The organism is Pseudomonas sp. GR 6-02, from assembly GCF_001655615.1.
Lineage (GTDB): Bacteria > Pseudomonadota > Gammaproteobacteria > Pseudomonadales > Pseudomonadaceae > Aquipseudomonas.
Window position 1 is genome coordinate 4,063,040 of the sequence record NZ_CP011567.1, and the last position, 14,545, is coordinate 4,077,584.

The window sequence follows — 14,545 nt, forward strand, 5'->3', positions numbered from 1 at the left end:
GGAAAAACCACATCAGGGGTTTGTTGCGATCTTGTAATCAACGATGGCGTGCACCCTCCTATTGGTTCAACCGCTCACGCAAGAACTCGATCAACGCCTGCACCGGTCGCGAGGCCTGACGGTGCTGCGGGTAGACCGCCGATAAGGTCAGCGGCTCGGGGCGGAAATCATCCAGTACTGGCACCAGCCGGCCGTCCTCCAGGGCCGAATCGACGATGAAGGTCGGCAAGTACGTGATGCCCATGCCGGCGATGGCCGCGTCCTTGAGCAGTTCACCGTTGTTGACCCGCATCCGCCCGGTGACATTGACGGTCAGCGGTTTGCCCCGCCCTTCGAACCGCCATTGCACCTGGCGGCCATGGCCGTACGGCAGGCAATCGTGGCTGTGCAACTCCTCGGGTTCAAGCGGCGTGCCACGTTCGGCCAGATACGCCGGGCTGGCGCAGTACACCCGCTCGATGACGGCGATGCGCCGGGCGATCAGTGTCGAGTCTTCCAGCACGCCGATGCGCAAGGCCAAATCGTATCCCTCACCGAGCAAGTCCACCGGCCGATCACTCAGGTCGACCTCGACGGTGACGTCGCGATAACGCTGCAAAAATACTGGCAGCAAACAGCCCAAATGCGCCACGGCAAACGACAACGGTGCACTCAGGCGAATGGTCCCGCGAGGCTCGATGGTCTGGCCGGCGATGCCCTGCTCCACTTGCTCGACTTCACTGAGCAGGCGCAGGGCCGATTCGTAATAACTCTGCCCCAGCGGGGTGACGTCCAGCCGTCGGGTGGAGCGATTGAGCAGGCGCACACCGAGGCGCTCTTCGAGTTGCATCAGCCGACGGCTGACGAACTGCTTGGACAGGCCCAACTGATCGGCCGCCGCCGTGAAGCTGCCGGAGTCCATGACCTGGCAAAAAATACGCATGTCTTCGAACGGGTTCATTGTCACTCTCTGGTTGACAGTTAATCGCTTTATAGCCGCTTTTTCGCTTTCAGACATCTTATTAATCTGTGCTCACGGTGTTGCTGAGGCCTGAACCCCAGCGCCACAGCAGCCCGATCCCAAGGCATAAAAACTCAAACGATTTAAAAAGGATTTGCACATGAACATCAAGAAAACCCTCGCCACTTCCGTCCTCGCCCTGTCCATCGGCAACGCATTCGCCGCCGGCAGCCCCGGTGTCGAACACAACACCCAGGCCTTCCTCGATGCCCTCGCCGCCGGCGGTGGCAAACCGCTGGAACAACTGAGCCCGAAAGACGCCCGCGCGGTGCTGACCGGTGCCCAGGCTTCGGTGAAGGTAGATCTGTCGGGTGTTGAAGTCAGCGACAAGGCGATCAAGGTCAACGGCCAGACCATCAACCTGAAAGTGGTGCGTCCGGCCAAGGTCAAGGGCGAGTTGCCGGTGTTCATGTTCTTCCACGGTGGCGGCTGGGTATTGGGCGACTTCCCGACTCACCAACGCCTGATCCGTGACCTGGTGGTGGGCTCCGGCGCAGTCGCGGTATACGTCGACTACACGCCGTCGCCCGAAGCGCACTACCCGACCGCCATCAACCAGGCCTACACCGCGACCAAATGGGTGGCCGAGCATGGCAAAGAGATCGGTGTCGATGGCAAGCGACTGGCGGTGGCCGGCAACAGCGTCGGCGGCAACATGGCGGCGGTCGTGGCGCTGATGGCCAAGGAACAGAAAACCCCTGCCCTGCGCTTCCAGCTGTTGATGTGGCCGGTGACCAACGCGCAGTTCGACGACGGCTCGTACCAGCAATTCGCCGAGGGGCACTTCCTCACCAAAGGCATGATGCAGTGGTTCTGGGACAACTACACCACCAACCCGGCCGAGCGTGCGCAGATCCATGCCTCGCCGCTGAATGCCAGCGCCGAACAACTCAAGGGCCTGCCTGCGGCACTGGTGCAGACCGCCGAATTCGACGTGCTGCGTGACGAAGGCGAAGGTTACGCCCGCCACCTCGATGCGGCCGGTGTGCCGGTGACCTCGGTGCGCTACAACGGGATGATTCATGACTTTGGCCTGCTCAATCCGCTGAATCAGATTCCGGAAGTCAAAGCGGCGGTACGTCAGGCCGCGGCTGAGCTCAAGACGCATCTGAACTAAGCCCAACCTCTCGCCACACCTCAGGGTGTGGCGAGTTTTTTTGTGCCCGCTGGAGTGCAATCCATGAGCCTTTTCTCTGCCCACCTGTTGCCTTGGAGCGCCCTGCTGCTGGTGCTCGACGCCCTGCTCTGGCACCTCGTCCCGTTCAAGCATCGCGCGCCAAAGGTCGGTGTGCGGCTGGTGCTGTTTCTGGCGTTCAGCGCGCTGATTATCAACGCTGGCGTCAGCCCGTTGCAGACACCGTTGGTTGCCGATGACCCGGTGGCGCAACTCGGTGCAACGGCGCTGGGGATTATCTGGTGGTTGTACGCCGCACGAGTGCTCACCGAGGTGTTCGGTCTGGTGCTGATGCGTCGCATAGGTCACAGCGGCCGTTTGCTGCAGGACGTGATCGGTGCGCTGGTGTTTCTGGCCTCTATCGTCGCGGCCGCCGGTTATGTGCTGGATCTGCCGGTCAAGGGTCTGCTGGCGACTTCCGGCGTGTTCGCCATCGTGGTCGGTCTGGCGCTGCAAAGTACGTTGGCCGACGTGTTCTCCGGCATTGTGCTCAACACCACCAAACCCTATCAGGTGGACGACTTTGTGGTGATCGATGGCGTCGAAGGCAAAGTGCTGGACATTAACTGGCGCGCCACGCACCTGTTGAGCAGCGCCGGCACGATGGCCGTGGTGCCGAACTCGGTGGCGGCCAAGGCCAAGATCGTCAACCTCAGCCGCCCGAACAACCTGCACGGGGTGTCGATCAGCATCAAGGTGGCGAACCACATCCGCCCACGCCGGGTGCTCGACGCCCTCGACCGCACGCTGCAAGGCAGCAGCAGTCTGTTGCTCTCGCCCGCGCCAAAAGCGGTGCTCAAAGAGGCTGGCGAAGAGATGTCCGAATACGTGGCCAGCGGGTTCATCGCCGAGCTGGGCAAAAAGAGCGACGTGCGCAATCAATTGTTCGACCTCGCCCATCGCCATCTGGAAGCGGCCGGCATCTCGCGACACCCCGACGGCGTGATCGAGCCCTCGACCCGCGCCCGCGCACTGCTCGATGAAGTGAAGATTTTCCGCTCGCTGAGCCATGAGGAACGCGACCGCCTCGCCGAATCGATGGTCGCGCAACAATACGCCGCTGGCGAGGTGGTGCTGGATCTGGCTGAAGTGCCGGACAGCCTGTTCGTGATCGCCACTGGCGTCGTCAGCGCCAGCGTGCCGGACGGCAATGGTTTCACCGAGGCCGGTCGCATGGGGCCAAGCGAAGTCATGGGCGAACAGAGCATCCTGGCCGATACGCCGTCACAGGCGACGTTCACCGCACTGACATCTTCGATCATCTACCGTCTCGACAAGAACCTGACCCGACAGTGCATGGAACAGCGCAGCGAAGTGGGCCGGGCATTGAACAAGTTGCAGGCGGTGCGCCAGCAGAACAGTCGGCAGGCGTTGATGGCCAAACCGGTGCCGATCAGGAAAGGTGGGTTTCTGGGATGGTTGCAGAAGCGCTGATGCAGAGGACATTCGAGCAGCACAAAAAAAATGCCCGCACATCGCGGGCATTTTTCTTCAACGCCTTACTTGGCGGTGAACTTGGTGTAGCTGTTGATCAGGTTGCGGTAGTTCGGCAGACGCTGGGACAACAGGTTGGCCAGGCCTTCCATGTCGTTGCGCCAGTCGCCTTGCAGCTCGCAGGCCACTGCGAACCAGTTCAGCAGGTGTGCACCCGCCGCCGACATGCGTGCCCACGCCGCTTGTTGCACGGTGGTGTTGAAGGTACCGGAAGAGTCGGTAACCACGAATACTTCAAAGCCTTCGGCAATGGCCGACAGGGTCGGGAACGCCACGCAGACGTCAGTCACCACGCCGGCGATGATCAGTTGCTTGCGACCGGTGGCCTTGATGGCTTTGACGAAGTCTTCGTTGTCCCAGGCGTTGATCTGGCCTGGACGCTGAATGAACGGCGCGTCCGGGAATTGCTCGCGCAGTTCAGGCACGATCGGGCCGTTCGGGCCTGCGTCGAAACTGGTGGTGAGGATGGTCGGCAGGTTGAAGAATTTGGCGATGTCGCCCAGGGCCAGCACGTTGTTCTTGAATTCGTTGGGCGAGAAATCCTGCACCAGAGAGATCAGGCCGGTCTGGTGATCGACCAGCAGCACAACGGCGTCATCTTTGTTCAGACGTTTGTAAGGAACGTTGCTCATGTGAAACTCCTCGGAGGGTGGTGAGTGAAGCGTCGACCACACATGGCCGACGCTTTTGTTGCAAGACTCAGAACGCGAAGCAGGAACAGCCGAAGGCGCCCCAGAAGCCGGCGAAGTCACTCACCGGCACGTTCGACATACGGGCCTTCTCATGGCTGTGGGTATGCACGGCGCACGGGCCGCTGCACTGGTGCACCTGCGCCTGCATCGGCGCGTTCGGCCGCCAGTGTCCCGGAACCTTCGCCACCGGCGACCAGTCCGGCAGCACCGGCAGGCTGACAGGCCCGAGTTTTTCGAAGTCGCCGGCGGCGTACACCACCTTGCCGCCGACCACGGTCAATACCGACTCGATCCACTTGATCGCTTCTTCCTCGACGCTGAAGAAGTCCGCGCTCAGTGCTACCAGGTCCGCCAGTTGCCCGACCTTGATCTGGCCTTTCTTGCCTTGTTCCGACGAGAACCAGGCGCTGCCGTGGGTGAACAGTTCCAGTGCAGTGGTGCGCGGCAAACCTTCCTCATACAGCGCCAGACCACCGACGGTACGGCCGCTGACCATCCAGTACAGCGAGGTCCACGGATTGTAGCTGGACACTCGCGTGGCATCGGTGCCGGCGCCGACCGGTACACCCTCGGCCAGCATGCGCTTGATCGGTGGCGTAGATTCGGCGGCCTGCTTGCCGTAGCGGTCGACAAAATATTCACCCTGGAACGCCATGCGGTCCTGGATCGCAATGCCACCGCCCAGCGCCCTTACCCGCTCGATGTTCTGTGGGGTGATGGTTTCAGCGTGGTCGAAGAACCATGGCAGGCCGTTGAACGGAATGTCGCGGTTGACCTTCTCGAACACGTCGAGCATGCGGCTGATCGATTCGTTGTAAGTGGCGTGCAAACGGAACGGCCAGCGCTGTTCCACCAGGTGGCGAACCACCGGCTCCAGCTCCTGCTCCATGGTCTGCGGCAGGTCCGGACGCGGTTCGAGGAAGTCCTCGAAGTCCGCCGCCGAGAACACCAGCATCTCGCCGGCGCCGTTGTGCCGCAGGTAGTCGTCGCCCTGGTGCAACTTGACGCTGCCAGTCCAGTTCTGGAAATCGGTCAGCTCTTCTTTCGGCTTCTGGGTAAACAGGTTGTAGGCGATACGCACGGTCAGTTGGTCATCTTTCGCCAACTGCTCGATCACCTGGTAATCGTCCGGGTAATTCTGGAAACCACCGCCGGCATCGATCGCGCTGGTCAGACCGAGGCGGTTGAGCTCACGCATGAACTGGCGGGTCGAGTTGACCTGATATTCCAGCGGCAGCTTCGGCCCCTTGGCCAGGGTCGAGTACAGGATCATCGCGTTCGGCCTTGCGACCAACATGCCGGTCGGATTGCCGTTGGCATCACGCACGATTTCGCCACCCGGCGGGTTCGGCGTGTCGCGGGTGTAACCGGCAACCCGCAATGCAGCGCGGTTGAGCAAGGCGCGGTCGTACAAATGCAGCACGAACACCGGGGTGTCCGGCGCCGCCTGGTTGAGCTCTTCCAGGGTCGGCATGCGCTTCTCGGCAAACTGGAATTCGTTCCAGCCACCGACTACCCGTACCCATTGCGGCGTTGGTGTGCGGTCGGCTTGCTCCTTGAGCATGCGCAACGCATCAGCCAGGGACGGCACGCCTTCCCAGCGCAGTTCGAGGTTGTAGTTCAAACCGCCACGGATCAGGTGCAGGTGCGAGTCGTTGAGGCCAGGGATGACACAGCGACCCTTGAGGTCGATCACCTGGGTGCCCGAGCCGCGCAGGGCCATGGCTTCGGCGTCGGTGCCGACCGCGACGAAGCGGCCGCCCTTGATCGCCACGGCGCTGGCGAGGGGCTTTTCGCGGTCTACGGTATGAAATTGACCATTGAACAGAATCAGATCGGCGTTCATCGCAGTTCCTTCGTCATCAGTGAAATGAAGCAAAAAAGCGCCGGCTCAGCGCGGCGAATTTGCGTTGGATTCGAGGTGCTCCCGTGGCTGACTGGCCGTCAGCCACGGCGCAAACAAGCGAGTCGCGGCCGGCATGCACACGTACACCACCGACACCACGATGGTCAGGGTGATCAGGAACGTGGCGACCAGGTAGTTGGAGAGAAAAGCGTTGAGTTTGAGCAGCGGCCCCCAGAGCAACGGCACCAGCAAGGTGTGCGGCAGAATCACCAGCAACGACACCACGGCCTGCTTCCAGCGCGGTGGCGGCGAAGCAGCATCGGCCAGCGGCGCGAACCAGAATTCGTTGACCGGGTTGACCTCGGTCTGGTCGCCGTCGGCCAGCATCGGCGCGGCTTCATCGATCAACGACTGACGTTGCGGCGAATCGAGCCAGTGCTGCATGGCCTCGGTGGAGCAAAAGCGCAGCACGCAGGTGAACATGTCCAGGCCAGCGTTCTTGCCGCGGATCACGTCCACGCCCAGATGCCCTTCCGTGCGCCCCGCTACGCTGACGATGTTGCGCAGCCAGGCTTCATAGGCTGCTTCGAAACCGGCCTTGACCCGGTGCTTGACGATCAGCGTCACGATCTCATCGGACCCCGGCGCTTTTTGAGTTTGGGCTTCAGACATAACGGAGCACTCCGGGCAAACGAACATTGAGCGCCAGCCGTCCAGGCCCGGCGATAAACACAGAGGTGAAGATGATCAACAACAGCCAGCCGAACTGCCCTTCGGCCACACTCCATTGCGGGTGCACGACCAGCAGCGCCACCAGCAGCACAAACAGAATAGGCAAGCACGCCAGACGCGCCAGAACACCAGCGACAATCAGCAGCGGGCACAGCACTTCGGCGAAAATCGCCAGGCTGAGGGTGAGGTGGGCACCGAGGTGGAACGGGTCTTCGATCAGTTGCAGTTGCGCACTGAAGTCCAGCAGCTTGGGCAAGCCGTGAACCCACAGCAGAAACAGACCACCGCTGACCCGCAGAAACAGCAGCCCGACATCCCGCGCCTGTTCATCCCTTTGCGAAGCGTTCATGACTCACCCCTGTTCAATCATTGGATTGAATAGTGCCGCCAAGGGGTAGGGAAAAATTGAATGTACGTGCTCTCTTTGTACCGCGGGAATTGTGGCGAGGGAGCTTGCTCCCGCTGGGCTGCGAAGCAGCCCCAAAACCATTCGACCCAATTGCATCAGGTAGACCGCATGTACAGGGTTTACGACTGCTGCGCAGCCGAGCGGGAGCAAGCACCCTCGCCACAGGGGTCAGCGTTTGACCTCAGGTCATAGGACCGGGTTGGCCTTCAGCTCCAGACTGTCCAGCGCCCGACTCACCGCCAACTCGCCGAACATGATGAGCTGCGCGACGCCCAGTATCGTATTGCGCTGCGGCCCCTCCAGAAATCCGGCGCAGTCACTGGCGATCACCTTGGCCGAGGCAAAGGACTCGCAGGCATTGGTCAGCAGCTCTTCGATGTTGATGTCCGGGGCGACGGTGTAAATCGTGCTCGGTTTGCGTGGGGACTTGGTGTCAGACGGTTTGAGGTAGTGATCGAGGGCGCGTTCGGCGGCTTCGTTGAGTTTTTTGGGATCGAGGGGATCGTAGGGGGAAACGTCATCGGTTGCTGGCGGATTAGGTGTGGCTTTGAACATGGTGAATCTCCTTTGGAAATAGCACCACCAGAACCTGTCGCTAAACAAGTAAGAGTGGCGACTGTATGCAGGTTAGCGAACCGGTCAAAGGCACCCGGTAGACCCGAGAGTCTCCCGCATACAGCCACCATAACGTTATGCAGACGTCAAAAGTCGGCAATAAAGTCTGGAGCACTGATGCACTTTGATAGTCCGAGTCGCTAAACCCGATCGCTGATTGGCAGCGATACGGAAACGATAAAGACCAGGCCCAAAGCGCACAAGCCGGCGGATTCTGGCGCAGTCGTAGGCAACGGCGCAAGGATCTGTAGCTTTCATCAAGTAACGATAAACGCCGTTAAACACACCTCCCGCCAGCCCTTCTTCAAGGAATGGCCCGAATGGTGTACTGACGTGCGGCGAAGACCACCGCCGTCGCCGGATTCGGGACCTGATCCAAATTGACCCTGAAGTGAATGGACAACAGGCTGCCTTCCGCCAGATCCTTCAAATAACTGTACAAAACGGTAACGCTGTAGCGGCCGTTCAACACCCAACTTCGATGGACTGCGAAGTTGGGGCCCGTCCACATGGTGAGATTGTGGCTGCCCCCACTGGCGTTCTGGCCCTCAAAATCCAGCCAGATCGGCTGACCGGAGGCAATAAGCGGCCAACCGCCAAACAGGAGCGTTGCCCCGGCTTGCACATTGGCCAGATTCAGCACCATCGTACCGTTCGCCTGGGTGATTACCGGAGGGACGAACCAGTTTGCCGGAATAGTCCCGATGTTCAGGACAAGCGGCCGTGAAACCACCGGGAGTGCTGTTCCGCGATCATATTCGAAGCTCACCGTCACCCGTTTGCCCAAGCTGAAAGCCAACAGCGAAACGGGCAGCTGGATTATCCTGGGTCGGATGGTAGTGCCGGCCTGAACGGTATTGGTGGTGTGTGAGCCCGCAGCGGGTGTTCCTGGTGCAGCAGTCCAGATGACCCTGATCCTGTCATCGGCCTGCATGTTGTAATCCAGGACAGCCGTCAGCCTCGTCAATGCCGCAATAGGATCCAGATTGCCGTTATCAGGCGCCTCTGCAATCGTCAGCTCCAGGTTTTGCAGCACAACGTTGATAGTCCATGGGCTGGACGCCCCTCCACTGCCATCCGCCAGCTTAACCGTGAAAACGTGCAAGCCGCCCGTCAATACAGCCACCTTATACGTCCAGGCGCTACCAACAGCTATGACCGTGCCTTGGGGGGTTGGCCCATCAAAAATTTCCACTTCATCGCCAGCCCCGGCACTGCCGCTTAACGTAACGCTAGTGTGGGGGGTGTCTGCGCCATCGGCGATGTCCTGGCCGTCGGGACCGGTGACCGACAAGATCGCGGGCGGGGTCGCTGCGTTTGTCAGGACGATATAGTTTCGATGGGCAAACGGCTGGGCAAGGGACTCATCCGGGCTCCCTTGCAGCCCCACCATCAACTTCAGGGTCAGTACGCTGCGGTCCTTGAGCCCTTGCAAGGCATTGGCGGAGTGGCTTCGCTCGTAAAAACCGAAACGGATGAATTCGTCAGTGATGACATTGCTCGGCGCACTCCAGTACCTCATACGGAAATCGCTGCCGTCGGCGTTCTTGCCCTCAAGCCACAACCAAAGGAATTGACCCCGAGCGCTCAAGGGCCACGCGTTGATACGCAGGGTAATGTCGGTCAGGCCATTGATGTCCAGTATCGGACCTTCCCCGGACTGTTCTGCCTGAGTGATGAAGGGACGAGGCAAATCGCGTTGCGCCAGAGGCAGCACGTACACGACCTGTGGCTCTGAAGTCACGGGTGCAGCGGTGCCGCGAATGATGGTGTAAGTCACCGTCACCGTCTGGCTCAGATTGAAGAGTACTAGCGAAACCGGGATTCGAATCACCAGCGGCCGAGTGTTACCGGCGTTGATGAAAGCCGTAGTGAGAGAGCCGTTTGCTCCGGAGCCCGGTGCACCTGTCCAGGCCACACTCACCTGGTCGGTGGGCTGCAACGTCGGATCGGTCACCTCGATCATGAGGGTATTCCTCACGTCCACCGGATTGAGGAGGGACTGATTGGCGCTTTCCTGGATGACAGGAGGCGGTGGGCTGCCGGCGTTCACTGTGGCGGTAGCGATGTTCATTGTTCTGTCCCTGTGCATGATCGATCCGGCCCCCGAAAGAGCATTGAATGAATCACACACCGACGCGCGGGCACGCGCTACTGTCAGAACTTATAGGTGTGCGGCTGTTTCGGACGAACGGCGCGGCGCGGTTTCGCCTTACACAGCCGGAATATCCAGCGAGGCCGACATGAACTGGCTGATCCGCGACCGCAGCCATTTTTCGGCAGGATCGTTGTCATGCACCCCGCTCCAGGCCATCGACAGTTGCGCCGCGTCGATGGGGAACGGCGGATCTTCAGCCCGCAACGCACAGCCTTCCACCAACGCGCACGCGGCATAGTCCGGGACAGTGGCAATCATTTCCGTGCCAGCGAGCAACGCGCGCAAACCACTGAATTGCGGTACGCCGAGCACCACGCGGCGGGTGCGGCCGACCTTGGCCAAATCGACGTCGATGTTGCCGCTCAAGTCGCCGGAGAACGACACCATCGCATGGGGTCGTGTGCAGTAATCGTCGAGGGTCAGCGGCTCCGGGCGGTCATCGCCGCGCAGGACTTTGCAGGGAATGTCGCGCAGTTTTTTGCGTTTGGCATTGGCCGGCAGATCCGTGGTGTAACTCACCCCCACCGAGATTTCCCCCGACGCCAGCAACGTCGGCATCAACAGATAATTGGCACGGCGTACCACAACCACGATCCCCGGTGCCTCTTCCTGCAACTGGCGCAGCAACGGCGGAAACAGCCCGAACTCGGCGTCGTCCGACAGCCCGATACGAAACACATCGCAGCTGCTGGCCGGGTCGAATTCCTTGGCCCGGCTGACCGCCCCCGAGATGGTGTCCATCGCTGGTTGCAGCTCCTTGAGAATCGCCAGCGCCCGCGCCGTCGGTTCCATGCCGCGACCGTTGCGCAGCAACAACGGATCGTCGAACAAATCACGCAACCGGCCCAGCGCGGCGCTCACCGCCGGTTGGCCCATGAACAGTTTTTCGGCGACTCGGGTCAGGTTCTTTTCGAACATCAGCGCTTCGAAAATCACCAGCAGGTTCATGTCGACACGGCGCAGATCGTTACGGTTCATGGGCACGGTTCCCTTTTGTGTTCAGCCAGGCGCAAGTGTGTCGGACTTTACTCGATCATCGGCACTTTCGCCGCTCGTTTGTAAGGCCCGTACTCGATCGGTACCCACTGGAAATGCTTGTCCACCGCGGTGATATGGCCGACACCCGGAAACGGCAAATGCGCCGCCGTGACCCAGATCTTGCTGGCCGCCGCATCGCTGAACACCTTGGCGCGGCTCTTGATCGCCTGCTGATTGTCGACGTCGAAACGAATTGACACCTCAGGATGCTCGAACTGCACCGCCAGGTTATGCACCAGATCGCCCATGAACAGAATGCTCTGACCTTGGGAGTTGAACCGATACGTGGTACTGCCCGGTGTGTGCCCGGCCTCCAGCTCGGCATCGACAACGCCCGGCACTGGCGACTGCCCGGCAGTAAAGGTTTTGAAACGGCCCGCCGCGATATACGGCGCGGTTGAGTCCTGGGCGATCTTGAAGAATTCCCTGGCACCGGCCGGTGCCTTGGCCATGGCCTGGGGATCAAGCCAGTAATCGGCTTCTGCCTTGGCCGCGTACACCGTTGCGTTGGCGAACACGGGCTTTTGCTGCCCATCCACCAACCCGCACACATGATCCAGATGCAGGTGAGTGAGCAGGATGGTATCGACCTGTTCCGGCTGGTAACCGGCGGCTTTCATGTTCGCCGACAGTTGGCCCGCCGTGGCACCGATGCACTGCCCTGCTCCGGTATCCACCAGAATCAATTGTTTGCCGGTATTCACCAGAAACGCATTGAACGCGGTTTGCACCCCCGGCGTTTCAATCGAACGACGAGCCAGCAACGCGCGGATCTGGTCTTGGGTCAGCCCCTCGAGCAGTTTGGGCGACAGGTCGTTGTAGCCATCGAACAACGCCGTCACCTCGTAGTCGCCCACCGCGAGCCGGTAATAACCGGGCACCTGAGTGTTCACCTGAGCCGGTGCCTGGGCCAGGCTGATGCCAGACATCAGCGCCAATGCCAGGCCAAGTCCGCCAAGTGTGCAAACGCGGGATTGCTTCATGAGATCACCCTTGATCGAGCCAGAAAAAGCGGCCCAGTCCAGGCCGCTACACGTCGCCCATCTTGCATGACCGTGCATCGGAGCGAATTGCAGTGATGTGCTCAGTTGGCGCATTTTCACCCTTAAGCCTGACTGCGGAATTAACAACGTTTAACTCGCAAGCCAAAGTCCTCGCGGCCAAGAATGAAGCCTTCTGCGCAGACTTGTTTTTCAGACAAGGGAACGTGCTGACCCACCGTGCAGTGCATCCGCGCGCGCCCATCGACACGGACATTGGCCATGGCTCTCATTCAGCAAAACGCGATCAAGGCGTGTGCCATTGAAACGCAAAAGAAAACCACGGGGGGCCTTAGCCCCTGGCGCGAAACTCTGGTCAAGCAACTGATCCTCGACCACCTCGACGACACCCTGGAAGTGACCGAACTGGCACGGGTCTGTGCCCTGTCGCGCAGTCATTTTTCCCGTGCGTTCAAATGCAGCACCGGTGTTTCGCCGCAGGACTGGATCCGACAGCAACGCATTGCCCGGGCCAAACAATTGATCCAGGACACCGACCTGACCCTGACGCAAATCAGCCTGGAATGTGGCTTCTGCGACCAGGCGCATTTCTCCCATATCTTCACCCGCAGCGAAGGCATCACACCGTTTGCCTGGCGCTGCCGTGCCATGCGTACTCTTCCCTCTCACAACAGCAAAAGATCGCAGCCTTCGCCAGCGCCTACAGGTGCTCACATGTCCCTGTAGGCGCCGGCGCCTTTGATTTTGATCAGCCCTTGATGAACGCCAGCAGATCTTCGTTGAGTTGATCCTTGTGGGTATCGGTCAGGCCGTGTGGAGCTCCCGGATAGACTTTCAATGTGGAGCCCTTGACCAGTTTTGCCGAGGCGATGCCCGAGGCTTCAATCGGCACCACCTGATCGTCGTCGCCATGCACCACGAGGGTCGGCACGTCGAACTTCTTCAGGTCTTCGGTGAAGTCGGTTTCAGAGAACGCCTTGATGCAGTCGTACGCATTCTTGTGGCCGGAAGCCATGCCCTGCAGCCAGAACCAGTCGATCATGCCTTGCGAAGGTTTGGCACCCGGCCGGTTGAAACCGAAGAACGGACCGCTGGCCAGATCCTTGTACAACTGCGAACGGTCGACCAAAGACGCCTGACGAATACCGTCGAACACTTCCATCGGCAGGCCGCCCGGGTTGGCCTCGGTCTTGAGCATCTGAGGCGGCACCGATGAAATCAGCCCGGCCTTGGCCACGCGTCCAGTACCGTAGCGACCGATGTAGCGCGCCACTTCGCCACCGCCAGTGGAGAAACCGAACAACACAGCGTTTTGCAGATCCAGATGCTCGATCAACTGCGCCAGGTCATCGGCGTAAGTATCCATTTCGTTGCCGAACCATGGCTGGCTCGAACGACCGTGACCACGGCGGTCATGGGCGATGACCCGGTAGCCTTTGGAGGCCAGGAAGATCATCTGCGACTCCCAACTGTCGGCGTTCAACGGCCAACCGTGGCTGAAGACGATCGGCTGACCGGTGCCCCAGTCCTTGTAGTAAATCTCGGTGCCGTCTCGGGTAGTAAAGGTGCTCATTACGACTCTCCTGATGCATGGGTTTACGACGATTAACAAGAGGTTTGAGCCAGGCGTTCGGCCAGGCGCGCCACCCGCTCGCCCAAATGTGCGGCGGTGCGGCGGTCTTCCAGGGGCGGAGCAAATTCGGGGGATTGCTCGACGTTCGATTGGGCCATCGCCCCCAGCGAACTGCCGAGCCGGTTCAACTGCCCGTCGAACAGGCCGAGGCTGCTGCGCGCCGGCAGCAGGTCGAGGCCGACCCAGATCATCGAGTGCTGGGCGGCGAACACCGCCATCTGCAGCAAGGTATTGAGCTTGTCGCCACACAGGCATCCGGAGTTGGTAAACCCGGCAGCGAGCTTGTCGCGCCAGGGCTGGGCCAGGTAGAACGAGGCGGTGGCCTCCATGAAACCCTTGAAGGCTGCCGAGGCGCTGCCCATGTAGGTGGGGGCGCCGAAGATGATTGCATCGGCACGGTGCAAGCGCTCCCAGTGGTCGTCCACTTCCTCCACCGGAATCAGCCGACAGGTGCTGCCCAAGTGTCGTTCCACCCCCAGGCCCACGGCTTCGGCCATGACCCGGGTGTGCCCGTAACCACTGTGATAGACCACCACCACGTTGCTCATTCCGGCTCCTCCAGAAGTGTTCGTCCTTTTTGCGGCACGCTTTTTGTTGCACTTTCTGTTGCAAAAAGGCCGATACCTTCGGCTACTTGAAGAAATGGATTTTTGAGCGTAGACCGGATCGGTACGAGTTAAACGTTGTTAATTTTCTGCCGTACACCCATGGCCCCGGCGTGCCGTTCACCAGCGCTGAGTCCAATAAATACGG

The 14,545-nt window shown here is 60.4% G+C and carries 14 protein-coding genes; 3 read left to right on the forward strand and 11 right to left on the reverse strand.

From position 1 onward, the window contains the following. Nucleotides 1-58: 58 nt before the first annotated feature. The gene (locus tag PGR6_RS17865) at nucleotides 59-940 is read right to left on the reverse strand and encodes a LysR family transcriptional regulator (RefSeq protein WP_064618753.1); all 882 of its coding nucleotides are present in this window, start codon (nucleotides 938-940) and stop codon (nucleotides 59-61) included. A gap of 160 nt (nucleotides 941-1,100) precedes the next feature. Between PGR6_RS17865 and PGR6_RS17870 the strand changes: the two genes are divergently transcribed. Both PGR6_RS17870 and PGR6_RS17875 read left to right on the forward strand, forming a co-directional pair. Then, nucleotides 1,101-2,117 (forward strand): alpha/beta hydrolase, encoded by a 1,017-nt coding sequence (locus PGR6_RS17870; RefSeq protein ID WP_064618754.1) that lies wholly within the window; start codon nucleotides 1,101-1,103, stop codon nucleotides 2,115-2,117. A 63-nt stretch (nucleotides 2,118-2,180) separates the two neighbouring features. Further along, a complete protein-coding gene (locus tag PGR6_RS17875) occupies nucleotides 2,181-3,608 on the forward strand; it encodes a mechanosensitive ion channel family protein (protein ID WP_064618757.1) in 1,428 nt (475 codons plus the stop codon). A 65-nt stretch (nucleotides 3,609-3,673) separates the two neighbouring features. Here PGR6_RS17875 and ycaC read toward each other — a convergent pair whose 3' ends face one another. From ycaC to PGR6_RS17915, 8 genes are all read right to left on the reverse strand, one after another. Beyond that, on the reverse strand, nucleotides 3,674-4,300 hold the full coding sequence (gene ycaC, locus PGR6_RS17880) for an isochorismate family cysteine hydrolase YcaC (RefSeq protein ID WP_028941293.1): 627 nt from the start codon (nucleotides 4,298-4,300) through the stop codon (nucleotides 3,674-3,676). A 67-nt stretch (nucleotides 4,301-4,367) separates the two neighbouring features. After that, nucleotides 4,368-6,206 (reverse strand): amidohydrolase, encoded by a 1,839-nt coding sequence (locus tag PGR6_RS17885; RefSeq protein WP_018925557.1) that lies wholly within the window; start codon nucleotides 6,204-6,206, stop codon nucleotides 4,368-4,370. Between the two features lie 45 nt (nucleotides 6,207-6,251). Next, the gene (locus PGR6_RS17890) at nucleotides 6,252-6,878 is read right to left on the reverse strand and encodes an antibiotic biosynthesis monooxygenase (RefSeq protein ID WP_018925556.1); all 627 of its coding nucleotides are present in this window, start codon (nucleotides 6,876-6,878) and stop codon (nucleotides 6,252-6,254) included. Further along, nucleotides 6,871-7,287, reverse strand: a complete 417-nt coding sequence (locus PGR6_RS17895; protein WP_064618759.1) for a DoxX family protein — start codon at nucleotides 7,285-7,287, stop codon at nucleotides 6,871-6,873. The genes PGR6_RS17890 and PGR6_RS17895 overlap by 8 nt, the downstream gene beginning before the upstream one ends. Nucleotides 7,288-7,533: 246 nt before the next feature. Then, complete coding sequence (locus tag PGR6_RS17900; RefSeq protein WP_064618761.1) at nucleotides 7,534-7,902, reverse strand: DUF6124 family protein; 369 nt, start codon at nucleotides 7,900-7,902, stop codon at nucleotides 7,534-7,536. A gap of 364 nt (nucleotides 7,903-8,266) precedes the next feature. Continuing rightward, the gene (locus PGR6_RS30230; RefSeq protein ID WP_177343095.1) at nucleotides 8,267-10,036 is read right to left on the reverse strand and encodes a hypothetical protein; all 1,770 of its coding nucleotides are present in this window, start codon (nucleotides 10,034-10,036) and stop codon (nucleotides 8,267-8,269) included. Nucleotides 10,037-10,174: 138 nt separating this feature from the next. Further along, nucleotides 10,175-11,098 carry a LysR family transcriptional regulator gene (locus tag PGR6_RS17910; protein ID WP_018925552.1) on the reverse strand — a complete coding sequence of 308 codons (924 nt, stop codon included), beginning with the start codon at nucleotides 11,096-11,098 and terminating at the stop codon, nucleotides 10,175-10,177. 47 nt (nucleotides 11,099-11,145) lie between these two features. Further along, nucleotides 11,146-12,141, reverse strand: coding sequence for an MBL fold metallo-hydrolase (locus PGR6_RS17915; RefSeq protein ID WP_018925551.1), 996 nt, complete (start codon nucleotides 12,139-12,141; stop codon nucleotides 11,146-11,148). Nucleotides 12,142-12,420: 279 nt separating this feature from the next. On the opposite strand from PGR6_RS17915, the gene PGR6_RS17920 reads away from it, so the two are divergent. Further along, the gene (locus PGR6_RS17920) at nucleotides 12,421-12,885 is read left to right on the forward strand and encodes a helix-turn-helix domain-containing protein (protein ID WP_018925550.1); all 465 of its coding nucleotides are present in this window, start codon (nucleotides 12,421-12,423) and stop codon (nucleotides 12,883-12,885) included. Nucleotides 12,886-12,907: 22 nt separating this feature from the next. Here the strand turns inward: PGR6_RS17920 and PGR6_RS17925 are convergent, their stop codons facing one another. Further along, complete coding sequence (locus PGR6_RS17925; RefSeq protein WP_064618763.1) at nucleotides 12,908-13,732, reverse strand: alpha/beta fold hydrolase; 825 nt, start codon at nucleotides 13,730-13,732, stop codon at nucleotides 12,908-12,910. Nucleotides 13,733-13,764: 32 nt separating this feature from the next. After that, nucleotides 13,765-14,340 carry a flavodoxin family protein gene (locus tag PGR6_RS17930; RefSeq protein WP_018925548.1) on the reverse strand — a complete coding sequence of 192 codons (576 nt, stop codon included), beginning with the start codon at nucleotides 14,338-14,340 and terminating at the stop codon, nucleotides 13,765-13,767. Nucleotides 14,341-14,545: the final 205 nt, after the last annotated feature.

Bases quoted from the DNA above. Each gene is read 5' to 3' on its own strand.
- PGR6_RS17865 (WP_064618753.1), bottom strand. From the start codon at position 940: ATGAACCCGTTCGAAGACATGCGTATTTTTTGCCAGGTCATGGACTCC.
- PGR6_RS17910 (WP_018925552.1), bottom strand. From the start codon at position 11,098: ATGAACCGTAACGATCTGCGCCGTGTCGACATGAACCTGCTGGTGATT.
- PGR6_RS17870 (WP_064618754.1), top strand. From the start codon at position 1,101: ATGAACATCAAGAAAACCCTCGCCACTTCCGTCCTCGCCCTGTCCATC.
- PGR6_RS30230 (WP_177343095.1), bottom strand. From the start codon at position 10,036: ATGAACATCGCTACCGCCACAGTGAACGCCGGCAGCCCACCGCCTCCT.
- PGR6_RS17900 (WP_064618761.1), bottom strand. From the start codon at position 7,902: ATGTTCAAAGCCACACCTAATCCGCCAGCAACCGATGACGTTTCCCCC.
- PGR6_RS17875 (WP_064618757.1), top strand. From the start codon at position 2,181: ATGAGCCTTTTCTCTGCCCACCTGTTGCCTTGGAGCGCCCTGCTGCTG.
- ycaC (WP_028941293.1), bottom strand. From the start codon at position 4,300: ATGAGCAACGTTCCTTACAAACGTCTGAACAAAGATGACGCCGTTGTG.
- PGR6_RS17885 (WP_018925557.1), bottom strand. From the start codon at position 6,206: ATGAACGCCGATCTGATTCTGTTCAATGGTCAATTTCATACCGTAGAC.
- PGR6_RS17915 (WP_018925551.1), bottom strand. From the start codon at position 12,141: ATGAAGCAATCCCGCGTTTGCACACTTGGCGGACTTGGCCTGGCATTG.
- PGR6_RS17925 (WP_064618763.1), bottom strand. From the start codon at position 13,732: ATGAGCACCTTTACTACCCGAGACGGCACCGAGATTTACTACAAGGAC.
- PGR6_RS17930 (WP_018925548.1), bottom strand. From the start codon at position 14,340: ATGAGCAACGTGGTGGTGGTCTATCACAGTGGTTACGGGCACACCCGG.
- PGR6_RS17890 (WP_018925556.1), bottom strand. From the start codon at position 6,878: ATGTCTGAAGCCCAAACTCAAAAAGCGCCGGGGTCCGATGAGATCGTG.
- PGR6_RS17920 (WP_018925550.1), top strand. From the start codon at position 12,421: ATGGCTCTCATTCAGCAAAACGCGATCAAGGCGTGTGCCATTGAAACG.
- PGR6_RS17895 (WP_064618759.1), bottom strand. From the start codon at position 7,287: ATGAACGCTTCGCAAAGGGATGAACAGGCGCGGGATGTCGGGCTGCTG.